At 42.5% G+C, this 14,590-nt stretch carries 16 protein-coding genes; all 16 read left to right on the forward strand.

The genetic code is table 11. The features are described 5' to 3' along the window. Window positions 1-23 precede the first annotated feature (23 nt). Window positions 24-1,268, forward strand: a complete 1,245-nt coding sequence (locus NXH67_RS16655) for a BMP family lipoprotein (protein ID WP_272798116.1) — start codon at window positions 24-26, stop codon at window positions 1,266-1,268. Between the two features lie 148 nt (window positions 1,269-1,416). Then, on the forward strand, window positions 1,417-2,961 hold the full coding sequence (locus tag NXH67_RS16660; protein ID WP_022777211.1) for an ABC transporter ATP-binding protein: 1,545 nt from the start codon (window positions 1,417-1,419) through the stop codon (window positions 2,959-2,961). Continuing rightward, entirely contained in the window at window positions 2,961-4,124 is a 1,164-nt protein-coding gene (locus NXH67_RS16665) for an ABC transporter permease (protein ID WP_022777210.1), read from the forward strand. The genes NXH67_RS16660 and NXH67_RS16665 overlap by 1 nt, the downstream gene beginning before the upstream one ends. Next, window positions 4,124-5,065, forward strand: a complete 942-nt coding sequence (locus NXH67_RS16670) for an ABC transporter permease (protein WP_272798117.1) — start codon at window positions 4,124-4,126, stop codon at window positions 5,063-5,065. The genes NXH67_RS16665 and NXH67_RS16670 overlap by 1 nt, the downstream gene beginning before the upstream one ends. 5 nt (window positions 5,066-5,070) lie before the next feature. After that, window positions 5,071-5,493, forward strand: coding sequence for a cytidine deaminase (locus NXH67_RS16675; protein WP_022777208.1), 423 nt, complete (start codon window positions 5,071-5,073; stop codon window positions 5,491-5,493). 145 nt (window positions 5,494-5,638) lie between these two features. After that, the gene (rplS, locus tag NXH67_RS16680; RefSeq protein ID WP_022777207.1) at window positions 5,639-5,989 is read left to right on the forward strand and encodes a 50S ribosomal protein L19; all 351 of its coding nucleotides are present in this window, start codon (window positions 5,639-5,641) and stop codon (window positions 5,987-5,989) included. Window positions 5,990-6,058: 69 nt separating this feature from the next. Beyond that, window positions 6,059-6,655, forward strand: coding sequence for a signal peptidase I (gene lepB / locus NXH67_RS16685; RefSeq protein WP_272798118.1), 597 nt, complete (start codon window positions 6,059-6,061; stop codon window positions 6,653-6,655). A 31-nt stretch (window positions 6,656-6,686) separates the two neighbouring features. Further along, a complete protein-coding gene (ylqF, locus tag NXH67_RS16690) occupies window positions 6,687-7,559 on the forward strand; it encodes a ribosome biogenesis GTPase YlqF (RefSeq protein ID WP_022777205.1) in 873 nt (290 codons plus the stop codon). Window positions 7,560-7,595: 36 nt separating this feature from the next. Further along, complete coding sequence (lepB, locus tag NXH67_RS16695; RefSeq protein WP_022777204.1) at window positions 7,596-8,132, forward strand: signal peptidase I; 537 nt, start codon at window positions 7,596-7,598, stop codon at window positions 8,130-8,132. After that, the gene (locus NXH67_RS16700; RefSeq protein ID WP_022777203.1) at window positions 8,129-8,890 is read left to right on the forward strand and encodes a ribonuclease HII; all 762 of its coding nucleotides are present in this window, start codon (window positions 8,129-8,131) and stop codon (window positions 8,888-8,890) included. The genes lepB (NXH67_RS16695) and NXH67_RS16700 overlap by 4 nt, the downstream gene beginning before the upstream one ends. Next, entirely contained in the window at window positions 8,887-10,653 is a 1,767-nt protein-coding gene (fliK, locus tag NXH67_RS16705) for a flagellar hook-length control protein FliK (protein ID WP_272798119.1), read from the forward strand. The genes NXH67_RS16700 and fliK overlap by 4 nt, the downstream gene beginning before the upstream one ends. 16 nt (window positions 10,654-10,669) lie before the next feature. Continuing rightward, window positions 10,670-10,960: an EscU/YscU/HrcU family type III secretion system export apparatus switch protein gene (locus NXH67_RS16710; protein WP_022777201.1), complete on the forward strand. Its 291-nt coding sequence runs from the start codon at window positions 10,670-10,672 to the stop codon at window positions 10,958-10,960. A 52-nt stretch (window positions 10,961-11,012) separates the two neighbouring features. After that, the gene (locus tag NXH67_RS16715; protein WP_026668543.1) at window positions 11,013-11,378 is read left to right on the forward strand and encodes a YraN family protein; all 366 of its coding nucleotides are present in this window, start codon (window positions 11,013-11,015) and stop codon (window positions 11,376-11,378) included. A 17-nt stretch (window positions 11,379-11,395) separates the two neighbouring features. Next, window positions 11,396-12,262 carry a peptidoglycan editing factor PgeF gene (pgeF, locus tag NXH67_RS16720; RefSeq protein ID WP_272798120.1) on the forward strand — a complete coding sequence of 289 codons (867 nt, stop codon included), beginning with the start codon at window positions 11,396-11,398 and terminating at the stop codon, window positions 12,260-12,262. 35 nt (window positions 12,263-12,297) lie between these two features. Continuing rightward, entirely contained in the window at window positions 12,298-12,993 is a 696-nt protein-coding gene (locus NXH67_RS16725) for a response regulator transcription factor (protein WP_022777198.1), read from the forward strand. Continuing rightward, complete coding sequence (locus NXH67_RS16730) at window positions 12,990-14,516, forward strand: sensor histidine kinase (RefSeq protein ID WP_272798121.1); 1,527 nt, start codon at window positions 12,990-12,992, stop codon at window positions 14,514-14,516. The genes NXH67_RS16725 and NXH67_RS16730 overlap by 4 nt, the downstream gene beginning before the upstream one ends. Window positions 14,517-14,590: the final 74 nt, after the last annotated feature.

Below are 14,590 nucleotides of genomic sequence, written 5' to 3' on the forward strand. Positions count from 1 at the left end.
AACCAAACAAATGGAGGGAAATTATGAAAAAGAAAATTTTAGCAGTTCTTATGGCTGCAACAATGGTTTCTTCTCTCGTAGCATGCGGATCATCTGACAATACCGCACCTGCTACTGAGGAAACTGCAACTGAGGCACCTGCCGCAGAAGAGGCTTCCGCAGCCGAGACACCTGCAGATTCTGCAGACGCAACAGCAGCTCCTGCTGATACAGCAGCTGCTTCAGACATGAAGGTAGCAATGGTTACAGACTACGGCGATATCACAGACCAGTCTTTCAACCAGTCTACTTACGAAGCTTGTAAGGCATTTGGTGAGGCTAACGGCGTTGACTTCACATACTACAAGCCAGAAGGCGATTCTGATGCAGAGCGTGTTGCCATGATCGACAAGGCAGTTGCTGACGGATACAATGTAATCGTTATGCCCGGTTATGCATTTGCAGGCGCTATCAAAGAGACAGCAGAGATTTATCCTGATGTTAAGTTCGTTGCTCTTGATGTTTCTGAGTATGACCTTGAGGGTGATGATTCAGACTTCAACAACCAGACATACGCTAACGTATTCTCAGCTGTATACCAGGAAGAGCTTCCCGGATACATGGCTGGTTACGCAGCAGTAAAGATGGGCTACACTAAGCTTGGTTTCCTTGGTGGTATGGCAGTTCCTGCTGTTATCCGTTATGGATATGGTTTCGTACAGGGTGCTGACGCTGCAGCTGCAGAGCTTGGCGCTGATGTAGAGATTAACTATGCTTACGGTAACCAGTTCTATGGTGATGCTGATATCACAGCTGCTATGGATACATGGTATCAGGGTGGCACAGAAGTAGTATTTGCTTGCGGTGGCGGTATCTTCACATCTGCTGCTGAGGCTGCTGCTAAGGTTGATGGTAAGGTTATCGGTGTTGACGTTGACCAGGCTGCTACAATCGATGGTCAGTTCGGCGCAGGCATGACAATCACATCTGCTATGAAGGGCCTTCAGGCTACAGTTCAGACACTTCTTTCAGCCATCAGAGATGGTCAGTGGGATTCTTATGCAGGACAGATCCAGAACCTTGGTCTTGTATCAGCTGATGATATGAGCCTTAACTATGTTGGACTTCCTGAGGCTACTACAGTTTGGACAGATACATTCTCTGCTGATGATTATAAGGCACTTGTTGCTGATATGGTAAACGGTAAGGTTTCTGTATCTAACGATTCTTCTGCTGAGCAGCCTTCAGCTACAACAGCTAAGATCAATTTCCAGGGCAACATTAAGTAATTTAAGTTGTTAATACGCGCATATCTGCGCTTGCAAGGGCCGGCGGATTCATAGTCTACCGGCCTTTTTTCCAAATATATGGGCATGCGAAGTTGCAAGGCCATGTATTTATTTTGAGTTTAAGAAAAAAAGTATGGAGGGTTAATCAATGGCAGATAACAGTACGTATGCTATTGAAATGCTGAATATTACCAAGCGTTTTCCCGGCATTATTGCCAACGATAACGTTACTATTCAGCTGAAAAAGGGTGAGATTCATGCTTTGCTTGGGGAGAACGGAGCAGGAAAATCCACTCTTATGAGTGTCCTCTTTGGCCTTTATCAGGCAGAGGAAGGTGTCATCAAGAAGGATGGCAGAGAGGTCAAGATCAACAACCCCAACGATGCCAATGATCTCGGTATCGGAATGGTTCATCAGCACTTCAAACTGGTTCAGTGCTTTACGGTACTGGACAATATTATCCTTGGTGTAGAGACAACTAAATATGGATTATTACAGAAGGAAGAGGCAAGAAAGAAGGTTCTTGAACTCTCAGATAAGTATGGCCTTAAGGTAGATCCTGATGCCAAGATTGAGGATATCACTGTAGGTATGCAGCAGAGAACTGAGATTCTCAAGATGCTGTATAGGGATAATGAGATCCTTATTTTTGACGAGCCTACAGCTGTTCTTACTCCCTCTGAGATAGATGAGCTTATGGATATTATGAGAAATCTTGCTAAGGAAGGTAAGTCAATCCTGTTTATTTCTCATAAGCTTGCCGAGATTATGGCAGTTGCCGACAGATGCTCGGTTCTCAGAAGAGGAAAATATATAGGTACGGTTAATATCGCAGATACCAACCAGGACGAACTCAGCCGAATGATGGTAGGCCGTGATGTTCAGCTTGTTGCAACCAAAGAGGATAAGGTTCCCGGCGATGTTATTCTTCATGTTGAGAACATGACAGTACCCTCCAAGCTTCATCATAACAACGCTGTCAAGAACGTATCCTTTGATGTAAGATCCGGTGAGATCGTTTGTATTGCAGGTATTGACGGAAATGGTCAGACAGAACTTGTTTATGGCCTTTCAGGACTTGAGAATTGCACTACCGGTAAGATTACACTTTCCGGTAAGGATATCACTCATGCCTCCATTAGAGAGCGTTCAACCAGTGGAATGAGCCATATTCCCGAGGACAGACATAAACACGGACTTGTTATGGATTATTCACTTGCCTATAACCTGGTACTTCAGAGATATTTTGAGCCTGAGTTCAGCAATAAGGCAGGCTTTTTGAAAAAGTCAGAGATCAATAAATATGCCGACAAGCTGATTAAGCAGTACGATATCAGATCCGGTCAGGGTGCACCCACAATTGCCCGTTCAATGTCCGGTGGTAATCAGCAGAAGGCTATTATTGCCAGAGAAATTGACAAAAATCCCGATCTTCTTATCGCAGTTCAGCCAACAAGAGGTCTCGATGTCGGTGCCATAGAGTATATTCACAAGCAGCTTATAGCTCAGAGAGATGCAGGACATGCTGTACTTCTGGTATCTCTTGAGCTTGAAGAGGTTATGAGTATTTCCGACAGAATCCTTGTTATGTATGAAGGCGAACTGGTGGGAGAGTTTGATCCCAAAAAGACAACACCTGAAGAACTCGGCCTTTACATGGCAGGTGCGAAGAGAAAGGAGATTGGAGCATAATGACTGGTCAGGAAAAAAACAAAAAATCCGGAGGACTCCTTTCAAATCCTGCAGTGCAATCTATTCTTGCAGCACTTTTATGCATTGTGATCGGACTTCTCGTAGGTTATATCGCATTACTTATTATCAACCCCGGCGGCGCAACAAACGCTATCATCACTATTTTAAAGAATTACTTTACCTACCCTTCAAAGCAGGCTGCTATGAAATACCTTGGAAACACCCTTGTTAAGGCAGCACCACTTCTTATGTGTGCTCTTTCCATTCAGTTCTGCTACCAGGCAGGTCTTTTCAACATCGGTGCTGCAGGTCAGTATGTAGCAGGCGCAGGCGCAGCTCTTTTCTGTGCACTTCAGCTTAAGCTGGCATGGCCTGTATGTCTTCTGGCAGCGCTTATTGCAGGTGGCGTTTTCGGAATAATCGTTGGCATTCTCAAGTCATATCTCAATGTTAATGAGGTTATTTCCGGAATTATGCTTAACTGGATCGGACTTTACACTGTTAATATGCTTCTTTCAGGAGTAAAGGAAACCGCCAGCCCTTATACTGTGCAGATTGCCAGCGTTAATAAGAGCGCGCTTCTTCCTTCACTTGGAATGGAGAAACTTTTTACCAACAATAAGTATGTGACAATAGCTATTCCATTGGCTGTTATCATTGCAATTGTTCTTAAGATTGTACTTAGCATGACCGTTTTTGGATATGAGATCAAAGCGACAGGTATTGCCAAGGATGCTGCCAAATACAGCGGAATGAAGGAGAAGAAGAATATTATTCTCACTCTTTTCATAGGCGGCGCTCTTGCCGGCCTTGGAGCTGCATTCCTTTTCCTGACAGGATATGAGCAGTGGTCTGTAACCCAGTCATCTGTTCCCGGTATGGGCTTTAACGGAATTGCCGCAACCTTCCTTGGAGGACTTGATCCTATCGGAACAATTTTTGCCTCCTACTTTATTCAGCATATTACAAGTGGTGGTTCTTATCTCGATAAGAATATTTATCCATCACAGATTTCGGATTTCATCTCCGCAATCATTATCTACCTTTGTGGTTTTGTTCTTTTCTTCAAGCTTTATCTTAACAGTTATCTGAGTAGAAGGCAGGAGAGGGACAAAAACAAGACAGTGGCTTCAACAAATAAAGAGGAAGGAGGTAACAAGTAATGGTACTGCTTCTTCAATATACACTTTTATTTGCGTCTGTTCTTATCCTTGTAGCCCTCGGTGGATGCTTTTCTGAGCACTCAGGTGTTATTAACCTGGGACTTGAGGGAATTATGGTTATGGGAGCGCTGGGAGGTGCTTTGACACTTAAATATATTTCTCCCAATACTCCTGCGCTTGTGATCGTTCTGGCGGTTCTTATTGCATCGATTATCTGCGGAGTTGTCTATTCGATGCTTCTTGCAGTTGCATGTATTAACCTTAAGGCAGACCAGACCCTGGTAGGTACAGCGCTCAATATGCTTGCTGCAGCTGCCGCAACTGTTATTGTTAAGTCAATCAACATCGCTGAGAACCCTGACAATGTATCCTCAACAGTGCAGTATGTTCAGACTAAAAAGGCTCTTGTAGTGTCTATCGGAAGCTTCCAGTTCAACTGGTTTATGCTGGTGGCACTTATTCTGCTCATCTGTGCATATGTTATACTTTATAAGACCAAATTTGGCTTAAGACTTATGGCCTGCGGTGAGCATCCTCAGGCTGCTGACTCCGTAGGTATCAATGTATACAAAATGCGCTGGGCCGGCGTTCTTATTTCCGGAATGCTTGCAGGTATCGGTGGTATTGTATATATTACCGCAGGTGTTAGTGAGTGGAAGTTCGAGGTTGGTGTTGCAGGATTTGGTTTCCTGTCACTGGCAGTTATGATCTTCGGACAGTGGAAGCCTTTAAACATCGGGCTTGCAGCTTTGTTATTCGGATTCTTCAGAGCTCTGTCCAACGTTTATTCAGGATTCGATTTCCTGGCAGCTCTGAATATTCCGGGATCAGTTTATAATATGATGCCTTATATTATTTCTCTTGTTGTGCTGGCATTTACTTCAGCTAATTCAAGAGCTCCTAAGGCAGAGGGAATTCCTTACGATAAAGGATCAAGGTAATTTTTATGGAAGAAAGTAAGATTAAAGAGTTAATTGGCAAAGCAATGGAGATGAGAAATTTCTCCTATACCCCTTATTCACATTTTAATGTAGGGGCAGCACTTCTTGCTGCCGACGGTAGGATCTACACCGGTTGCAATATTGAAAATGCATCATTTACGCCTACCAACTGTGCTGAAAGAACAGCTTTTTTCAAGGCTGTCAGTGAAGGGGTTAAAGAGTTCACAGCCATCGCTATTGTAGGCGGCCCGGACGGAGCAACAGAGCTTGATTACTGCGCTCCTTGCGGAGTGTGCAGACAGGTAATGAGCGAATTCTGTAAGGATGATTTTTTGATCATCACCGCCAAATCGGTGGACGAATACAGAACAGAGACTCTTGTGGAGAATCTGCCCTTCAGATTTGGGCCAAAAGACCTCTTAGACTGACAAATATTAGTATTCAATCTTCAAATATATTTGCCTTGACTTATTCCATGGGGGTATGGTATAGTATAGTACGTTGTGACAATCAGACGGTCCTCTGTTACAGAACCTATGTATTAAGAACGTCCATGGAATAGGAGAAAGAATTATGAGTACAATTATCGAAGAGCTCGAGAAAGAGCAGCTGAACGCTAATGCACCTGAGTTTCACACTGGCGATACTGTAAGAGTACACGCTAAGATCAAGGAAGGTAACCGCGAAAGAGTACAGGTTTTCGAGGGAACTGTTAAGAAGATCCAGGGCGGCAGCAACCGTACAACATTCACAGTAAGAAAAGAGTCTTACGGTGTTGGCGTTGAGAAGACATGGCCCCTTCACTCACCTATCGTTGAGAAGGTTGAGGTTGTTAGAAGAGGTAAGGTAAGAAGAGCTAAGCTGAACTACCTTAAGGGACTTACAGGTAAGAAGGCTAAGGTTAAGGAGCTTGTTACCAGATAATTTGTTATTTGAGAGGCAGTTACTTTATAGTAATTGCCTCTTTCTCGTTAATGGGGACTTTCGGGGATAATGTTTAGAAAAAAGAAGAACACATTCACATTTCATCAGAAGAAAAAAATAATAACACCTAAGCTTATTCAAGAGATTTTTTCCTGGATCATGGTCTCTGTTCTGGCTGTGTTCATGGCATTTGTAATTGTTACTGCTTTTGGAATGCAGGTTAAGGTCATCGGCGATTCCATGGAACCTACGATTGGTAACGGACAGGGAGTATTGGTCAATCGCCTTGTTTTTAAGCTGTTTGGGCCCAAAGAAGGGGATGTGGTAATCTTTTTACCTAACGGCAACACCAATTCTCATTACTATGTAAAGAGGGTTGTTGCGTGTCCCGGTGATAAGGTTCAGATTATTGATGGTAGTTTATATGTAAATGGCCAGCAAACTGAATCTGAGAAGGACGAATATGATAAAATGGAAGATGCAGGGATCGCTGCTTCTGAGCTTAAGCTTGGGAGCGGAGAATACTTCCTATTGGGGGACAACAGGAATAGCAGCGAGGATTCCCGCAGTGCCAACATAGGTGTTGTGACTACCAAAATGATGGTGGGAAAAGCCTGGTTCAAGCTGGGCGGACAACAAGGCAGCGGCGGTTTTATCCTTAACTGATGATCAGTTTTATGAAATATGAGGTGAACAGATGAATTATCAGTGGTATCCCGGGCATATGACCAAAGCGATCAGAATGATGCAGGAGAACATCAAACTGATAGATATTATTATTGAGCTTACAGATGCCAGAATTCCTGCCTCCGGCAGAAATCCGGACATTGATGAGCTTGGTAAGAACAAATATAGACTAATTGTATTAAATAAGGCGGATCTGGCTGATCCTGCCGTGACAAAGAAATGGCGTGAATTCTATCAGACACAGGGTAACTTTGTTATGGAGATGAACTCCAAGACAGGAAATGAAGCCGGCAAGGTCAAAGAGCTGATCACTTCAGCCTGTGCTGAGAAAATAGAAAGAGACAAAAAGCGGGGAATAGTCGGAAGACCCATAAGATGCATGGTTGCAGGAATCCCCAATGTAGGAAAATCCACCTTTATCAATAAACTTGCCGGTAAGGCTTCAGCCAAGACAGGTAATAAGCCCGGTGTCACCAAGGGCAAGCAGTGGATTACTCTTAGCAAGAACATGCAGCTTCTTGATACTCCCGGTATTCTATGGCCTAAATTTGAAGATCAGACGGTTGGACTTCACCTTGCTCTAATAGGTTCTATGAACGATGAGAACCTAGACAGTGTTGAGCTTGCATGCGAGCTTATAAATATTCTCAAAGAAAGCTATCCAAACGCTGTTTATGAGAAGTATAATATAACTAAGGAGCAGGTTGATGAGCAGATGGAAAAAGAGTATTCAACGCCCCTTAGCGCTGTCCTTTCAGCTATAGCCATAAACAGGAAATGCTATAAGCAGGGAGCAGAACCCGATATGGACAGAGCAGCAGCCCTTCTTCTTGACGATTTCAGAAACGGAAGGTTGGGCAGGATTTCTCTGGAACGACCATAAAAAAAGCGCTTAGGCGCGGAAATTAGGTGTGACTTTATGAGTAAGGCTATTAAGGAAATTCTTAATACGGTACTTTATCTTGCGATTGTGTTTCTTCTTACATTTTTGTTTATTACCTTTGTTATGCAAAGGACAGATGTAAGTGGGCAGTCCATGGAGCCTACGCTTCATGACAAAGATTCACTGTTGGTTGATAAGATATCCTACAGATTCAAGGCACCGGAGCGTTTTGATGTTATCATTTTTCCATATAGATACGGAAACGATGAATTTTTCATCAAAAGGATAATAGGTCTTCCCGGTGAGACGGTCAGAATTGATTATGACGGAAATATTTACATCAATGACGTGATACTCAATGAGAACTATGGTGCAGAGGTTATTCTTGATCCCGGAAGAGCTGTTGAGGAGGTAACTCTTGGCAGCGATGAATTCTTTGTTATGGGAGATAACAGAAATCATAGTATGGACAGCAGAGATGTGTCTGTTGGGAGCATCAAAAAGGCTGATATATTAGGCAAGGCCTTTATTAGAATTTATCCTTTTGACAACTTCGGAGCGCTTAGAAAATGACATCAATATCAGAAATAAAGGCCTGTTTGCAGAACTCAGTCACTGGTAGTGATCTGCAGTGTTTTATCGATACTTTTTCAGGTGATGAGCGTGCGGGTGTTATTAAACTGGTTGAAACCGCCCGTAAAAAGCTTGATAATCTTTCCAAAGAAATAGAACGAATCTATAAGATGAGCGAATATGAGAGGCAATATGCTGATTATGGTCTTTTGTGCGGCATTGATGAAGTCGGAAGAGGACCTCTGGCAGGCCCTGTTTACGCCGCTGCAGTTATTCTGCCCAAGGACTGCGACATCTTATATCTAAATGATTCCAAGAAATTATCCGAAAAAAAGAGAGAAGAATTATATGACGTTATCATGGAGAAGGCTGTTGCTGTCGGAATCGGCAGTAATGAAGCTGAGAGGATAGATGAGATCAATATCCTTCAGGCTACCTATGAAGCCATGACCAAGGCTGTTAACAGTCTGAATCCTAAGCCGGATGCTCTTTTGATTGATGCTGTGCATATTCCTCAGCTTGAACAGTACAAGCAGGTCTCTATAATCAAAGGCGATGCTAAGAGCGTTTCAATAGCAGCTGCAAGTATAGTTGCTAAGGTTACAAGAGACAGGCTTATGAAGGAATATGCTCTTAAATACCCTCAGTACGGATTTGATTCCAACAAGGGGTATGGAAGTGCAGACCACATTGCGGCGCTGAAGAAATACGGACCATGTCCTATTCACAGAAGATCCTTTATAGGTAATTTTGTATGAGTAATATCTCCGGTGTAACACAATCAAATGCTCCCATATACGTGAATGGCAGTAATCAGCAGGAGCAGGTGACTAGTCAGCCCCTGCAGCTAAGAAACGGTTCTGCCATTCAGGGAACAGTTGTGTCTGTTACAGACAGTGAAGAGGGTAAGCTTATAAATATTAACGTTGGCGACAACGTGCTCTCCGCCAAACTGTCGGAGGATATGAACCTTAGGGAGGGGCAGACCCTTAGTTTTACTGTTAAGAGTTCCGGAAACGGAACGGTATCAATAACACCTTTGTATGAAAATATGTCAGTGGATCAGAGCACTCTCAAAGCTCTAACCGCTGCCGGCATAGAAATCAATAACGACACTGTTCAGATGGTCAGGGATATGATGAGTGCATCCCTTCCCATTGATAAGAATTCTCTTCTGGAGATGAACAGAAATCTGTCGACTTTTCCAAATGCATCCGTAACGACTCTTGTTGAGATGAAGAGCCTTAATATACCTATTACGGAGAACAATATAGAGCAGTTTACCAATTACAAAAACTATGAGCACCAGGTTCTTAATGAAATGGAAAGCATCATGGACGAGCTTCCTACAGCCTTCAGTGAACTGGTGGACAGTGGCAATGTTAAAGGTGCCATGGATCTGTACGGATCCGTTCTTAAGCTTTTTTCTGATGTACAGGAACCTGCTTCTGCAGATACAGCCACCTTGGCGCAGGTAAGCGAGAACGCTGCAGAAACAGAAAATGCAGAAATCTCCGCTGAAGGAAAATCTGTTCCTATACAGCAAGAAGTAGCAGACGTTAAAAATCAGGCCCTGCAATTCATCCCCGAAGAAGGAAATGAAGCTGCTAAGATCCCGGGATCGGTTAGTGATAAAGAAAACCCGTCACAAGTTACTGCGAAGGATATCCCGGATAATTCATCATACCTTAAAGGTGATTTAAAGGGCTTTGATGATGCATTAAGAAATATAGGAGTATCAGAGAAAACAATAAGTAATCTGATGACAGCAGCCCGCAAGGAAGGAATATCTCTTGATGAACAGAGTGCTGTCCTTAAGGAACTCAGTACTCTTTTTGACGAAGCCGATATGTCCAATCCGGCAGAGGCTGCATCCTGGAAAAATCTGTTTTCTAATGATAATTACAATAAGATCCTTAAGAATTCTATAGAATCCCAATGGCTTCTTAAGCCTGGAGATGTGCTTAAAAAGGAAAATATAGACAATTTGTACCAGCGGCTTGGAAACCAGGCCAAAGCCCTTGCTGAGACAATAAACAATACACTTGGAGATGGCTCAAAACTTGCTCAGTCTGCCAATAATTTAAGCAACAATCTCGACTTTATGAATCAGATCAATCAGATGTTTCAATATGTACAGCTGCCGCTTCAGATGACTCAACAAAACGCCCACGGCGATCTGTATGTATACAGAAATAAGAATAAGCGGATGAGCGAAGATGGCTCTGTCAGTGCGATTCTTCATCTTGACATGGAAAATCTGGGACCTGTAGATGTATATGTAAAAATGACAGACAATAAGGTGAATACCAATTTCTATGTGGCCGATGACAGTGTTATTGATCTGATCAACGATAACATCCATATCCTTAATGAAAGACTTGAGAAAAGAGGATATTCAATGACAGTCAGGATGCATCTTCAGGATGAAATGGACGGAGAGGATTCTGCTGTGGATGAGATGTTTGAGGTAAACAAAATGCCTATTATTTCAACGGCTTCTTTTGACGCCAGGGCATAAATGAATGAGGTGAATTATGCCTGATAATCAGAAACAAAAGATCAAAACCGCCATTGCGCTGGGCTATGATCCCAATGAAGACGGAGCTCCCAAAGTAATTGCCTCCGGCAAAGGCGCGCTGGCAGAAAAAATCATAGAGCAGGCAAGAGATAACAACATCCCTGTCCATGAAGACGATAAGCTCGCAGATACTCTTTCCAGACTCGAAATCGGTGAGATGATACCTCCTGAGCTCTATGAAGTTGTGGCTGAAATCCTTGTTTTTGTAGATGCCATGGACAAAATTAAGGCAAAAGAGAAAAAATAGCAGATTTTACACAGAATGAACACAAAATTATGTTAGATTGGTTGATAATATTATGAATAAAAGAACTGAAGGCACCTGGTATGAGGACATAGCCGCTGATTATATCAAACAGATGGGTGCCCGTATTATTAAGCGGAATTACAGAATCAGAAGCGGTGAGATTGACATAATAGCAAGGGATGGCGACTACTATTGCTTTATAGAAGTTAAGTATCGCAAGGATGATAAATGCGGAGAACCGGAGACAGCCGTGGATTTTCGCAAACAAAGACAGATTTCCAGAGTTTCGAGATATTTTCTATATTCTTTTCTTAAATCCGAAGATATTCCCATTAGATACGATGTAATAGCTATTAGCGGAGAGCAGAGCGCAGTTACCTTAAGGTGGCTTAAGAATGCTTTTGATTATATGGAATAAATGTATGGGGGCAAAATATGGATATTCAGGTAAAAAGGTGTGAAGGCAAGGACAAAATGATCGTTCAGACGGTTAAAGGAGTGACTTATCTTACCTTCCCGAGACTTCAGGAAATTGATTTTATCGATCATCTTTTCAGCACCAGACTGGGCGGTGTCAGTAAGGGCTGCTACAGTGAGATGAATCTCAGCTATACAAGAGGCGATGAGAAGGATGCTGTTGATGAGAATTACAGAAGAATAGCGGATGTTCTCGGTCATGGTCGGACTCTTGATGACTTTGTTCTGACTTTCCAGACTCATACAACCAATGTGATGGTTGTTAAGGAGAAAGATAGAGGAAAAGGTCCTGCCATTGCCCGCGATTATACCGATATAGACGGCCTTGTGACCAATGTTCCCGGAATTATTCTCGGAACATTTCATGCGGACTGTCCACCGATCTATTTTGTGGATCCTGTTCACAGGGCAATAGGGCTGTCCCACTCCGGATGGAAGGGGACAAAAGGAAATATTGCAGCAGCAACTCTTGCAAAGATGAAGGAAAACTATGGGACTGAGCCTTCTGACTGTATTTGCGCCATTGGACCGTCAATCTGCGGACCTTGCTATGAAATTGGTGAGGACGTTGCTAAAGAATTTTCCGAGGCATTTACAGAGAAGGAACTTATGGATAATTCCATTCTTGTGCCATATCCAAATAATAAATACAGATTGTACCTATGGAATGCTATCAAGCTGTGTCTTATGAAGGCAGGAGTTAAGGAAGAAAATATCAGTGTTACTGATGTCTGTACAAGATGTAATCCCGATTTTCTGTTTTCCCATAGGGTGCATCATGACGAAAGAGGCAATTTATGTGCCTTTTTATCTATAAGAGAGTAAATTGATCTATAAAGTTTAGGGAGTGTAGTAGTGTAATGGACAATATTCTGATTGTTGACGATGATAAGGAGATCGTCGATGCTATTGAGATTTATCTTGAGCAGGAAGGATACATGACTTTGCGAGCCTATGATGGGGTTGAGGCTCTGGAAGTACTTAAGGGTGTCAGAGTACAGCTTGCCATTGTTGATGTAATGATGCCCAGAATGGATGGAATACGGCTTGTTAAGGAGCTTAGACAGTTCAGCAAGATACCGATCATATTTTTGTCCGCCAAATCAGAGGATGCGGACAAAATTCTTGGTCTTAATGTAGGAGCTGATGATTATATATGCAAGCCTTTCAATCCTCTTGAGCTTGTGGCAAGGGTTAAGTCCAGCCTTCGAAGGTACAAAGATCTTGGCAGCTATGAGCAGAAGCAGAACGTGTACAGCGTAGGCGGTCTTATGGTGGATGACAATTCCAAGGAAGTAACGGTATTTGGTGAAATGATAAGACTGACTCCGATTGAATATAATATTCTTTCTTTCCTTATAAGGAACAAGGGAAAGGTTTATTCAATTGAACAGATATACGAGAATATCTGGGATGATATTAACGGTCGCGGAGACAATACAATTGCAGTGCATATCAGACATATAAGGGAAAAAATAGAAATAAATCCCAAGGAACCCAAGTATCTTAAGGTGGTGTGGGGCGTAGGATATAAAATTGAGGATGAAGTGCGATGATTGTTTTTTGGGGGAAGAATGTCAGAGCACTGAGAGTTTCGCAGCATGTGCTGGCAGCCGCTATAGCTTTTTTGATCACTCTTATTGCTGCAGGTGATGGAATTATATTATCGAGAAGGCAGTTTTTTATACTTATTGCGATTGCTGCAGTATTATATCTCTTTGTATTATATTCAAATTTACGGACTATACAGCCTGAGCGGGATGGTGACACCGGTCATAGGATGTTTACTGAAGTTATTGTTTTTATGGGAAGCGTTGTGATGGCAGTTCCTGTGATCGCACTTTTTACCTTTAGTTATGTTAGCGGAATCGGTATTGGAAGAATAATGCAAACTCCCTTGTTCCCGTTTGCTGTGGCTGTGATGTCAATGATTATGGATGCCGGATTGCTGTTCATCGAATTTTCTCTTATTGCCAAGCTTAAGGGTGGCAGATTGTGGAAGGATAGCATTCTAAGCTTGATCGGCAGTGCTGCCGGAGATATTATTATGCGGACAACCGATAATGGCAATGTCATAGCTCGCACCTGGATACCATATCTTACTTTTGTAGTGCTGAATATACTGCTGGTGAACCTTGGGATAACCGGTATTGTTTTGGCCTGTGTTATGGACGCTCTTGTGGGGATATATAATTACAGGCAGAATCTTCACAGAGCAGGGATAATTCAGGTTATAGAGAATATTCAGAACGGCGATATAGATGACAAGGTTAATTTAAATATGCTTCATGCTGATAATATACCTCTTGCAATAGCCGTTAATTCTATAGGCGATGGAATTAAAAAAGCAGTCAATACCAGCATGAAAGACGAAAAATTAAAGGCGGATCTTATAACCAATGTTTCTCATGACATCAAGACTCCGCTTACATCGATCATTAACTATGTAGATCTGATGAAAAGAGAAAACATTGATAATAGGCGTGTCAGAGAGTACATTGAGGTTCTTGACGTCAAGTCAAACAAGCTGAAACAACTTACGGAAGACCTGGTGGAAGTATCCAAGATTACATCAGGAAATATAAACATTTCCTTGACGAGAATAAATTTCGTGGAACTCATTAACCAGACCCTGGGAGAATTCCATGAGAAGCTTGAAAAAAGCGAACTTCATGCCGTATTTCGCTATCAGGAACCAAACATGGAGGTAATGGCTGATCCCAGGCACTTGTGGCGAGTAATAGAGAATCTGATCAACAATATTTGCAAATACTCGTTGGCAGGTACCAGAGTTCACATGGCTCTGACCTATCGAAACGATGAAAATACCGGCAAGAAACAGGTTGTTTATTCTGTAAAAAACATTTCAGCCTCAGAACTTAATGTTGACGAGCTTGAGCTTACAGAGAGATTCATAAGAGGTGATGTGTCAAGGACAACGGAAGGGAGCGGTCTTGGCCTGTCAATTGCCAAGAATCTTACCACAGCCCAGGGCGGAAAGTTTGAAATAAGGCTGGACGGGGATATGTTTACGGTTATGCTTTTCTTTGATGCGGCTGAGGCTCAGGAACAAAATTGATTTTATACAATATTAATTGACCGGCCGCTTTTGTTTGCTTTATAATCAAACTAAGTATATGCTTACATCTGGCA

Source organism: Butyrivibrio sp. DSM 10294 (assembly GCF_028539135.1).
Classification (GTDB): Bacteria; Bacillota; Clostridia; order Lachnospirales; family Lachnospiraceae; genus Butyrivibrio.

Excerpts from the sequence above, each read along its gene's own strand:
- NXH67_RS16655 (WP_272798116.1), top strand. The coding sequence starts at position 24 with ATGAAAAAGAAAATTTTAGCAGTTCTTATGGCTGCAACAATGGTTTCT.
- NXH67_RS16660 (WP_022777211.1), top strand. The coding sequence starts at position 1,417 with ATGGCAGATAACAGTACGTATGCTATTGAAATGCTGAATATTACCAAG.
- NXH67_RS16665 (WP_022777210.1), top strand. The coding sequence starts at position 2,961 with ATGACTGGTCAGGAAAAAAACAAAAAATCCGGAGGACTCCTTTCAAAT.
- NXH67_RS16670 (WP_272798117.1), top strand. The coding sequence starts at position 4,124 with ATGGTACTGCTTCTTCAATATACACTTTTATTTGCGTCTGTTCTTATC.
- NXH67_RS16675 (WP_022777208.1), top strand. The coding sequence starts at position 5,071 with ATGGAAGAAAGTAAGATTAAAGAGTTAATTGGCAAAGCAATGGAGATG.
- rplS (WP_022777207.1), top strand. The coding sequence starts at position 5,639 with ATGAGTACAATTATCGAAGAGCTCGAGAAAGAGCAGCTGAACGCTAAT.
- lepB (WP_272798118.1), top strand. The coding sequence starts at position 6,059 with ATGTTTAGAAAAAAGAAGAACACATTCACATTTCATCAGAAGAAAAAA.
- ylqF (WP_022777205.1), top strand. The coding sequence starts at position 6,687 with ATGAATTATCAGTGGTATCCCGGGCATATGACCAAAGCGATCAGAATG.
- lepB (WP_022777204.1), top strand. The coding sequence starts at position 7,596 with ATGAGTAAGGCTATTAAGGAAATTCTTAATACGGTACTTTATCTTGCG.
- NXH67_RS16700 (WP_022777203.1), top strand. The coding sequence starts at position 8,129 with ATGACATCAATATCAGAAATAAAGGCCTGTTTGCAGAACTCAGTCACT.
- fliK (WP_272798119.1), top strand. The coding sequence starts at position 8,887 with ATGAGTAATATCTCCGGTGTAACACAATCAAATGCTCCCATATACGTG.
- NXH67_RS16710 (WP_022777201.1), top strand. The coding sequence starts at position 10,670 with ATGCCTGATAATCAGAAACAAAAGATCAAAACCGCCATTGCGCTGGGC.
- NXH67_RS16715 (WP_026668543.1), top strand. The coding sequence starts at position 11,013 with ATGAATAAAAGAACTGAAGGCACCTGGTATGAGGACATAGCCGCTGAT.
- pgeF (WP_272798120.1), top strand. The coding sequence starts at position 11,396 with ATGGATATTCAGGTAAAAAGGTGTGAAGGCAAGGACAAAATGATCGTT.
- NXH67_RS16725 (WP_022777198.1), top strand. The coding sequence starts at position 12,298 with ATGGACAATATTCTGATTGTTGACGATGATAAGGAGATCGTCGATGCT.
- NXH67_RS16730 (WP_272798121.1), top strand. The coding sequence starts at position 12,990 with ATGATTGTTTTTTGGGGGAAGAATGTCAGAGCACTGAGAGTTTCGCAG.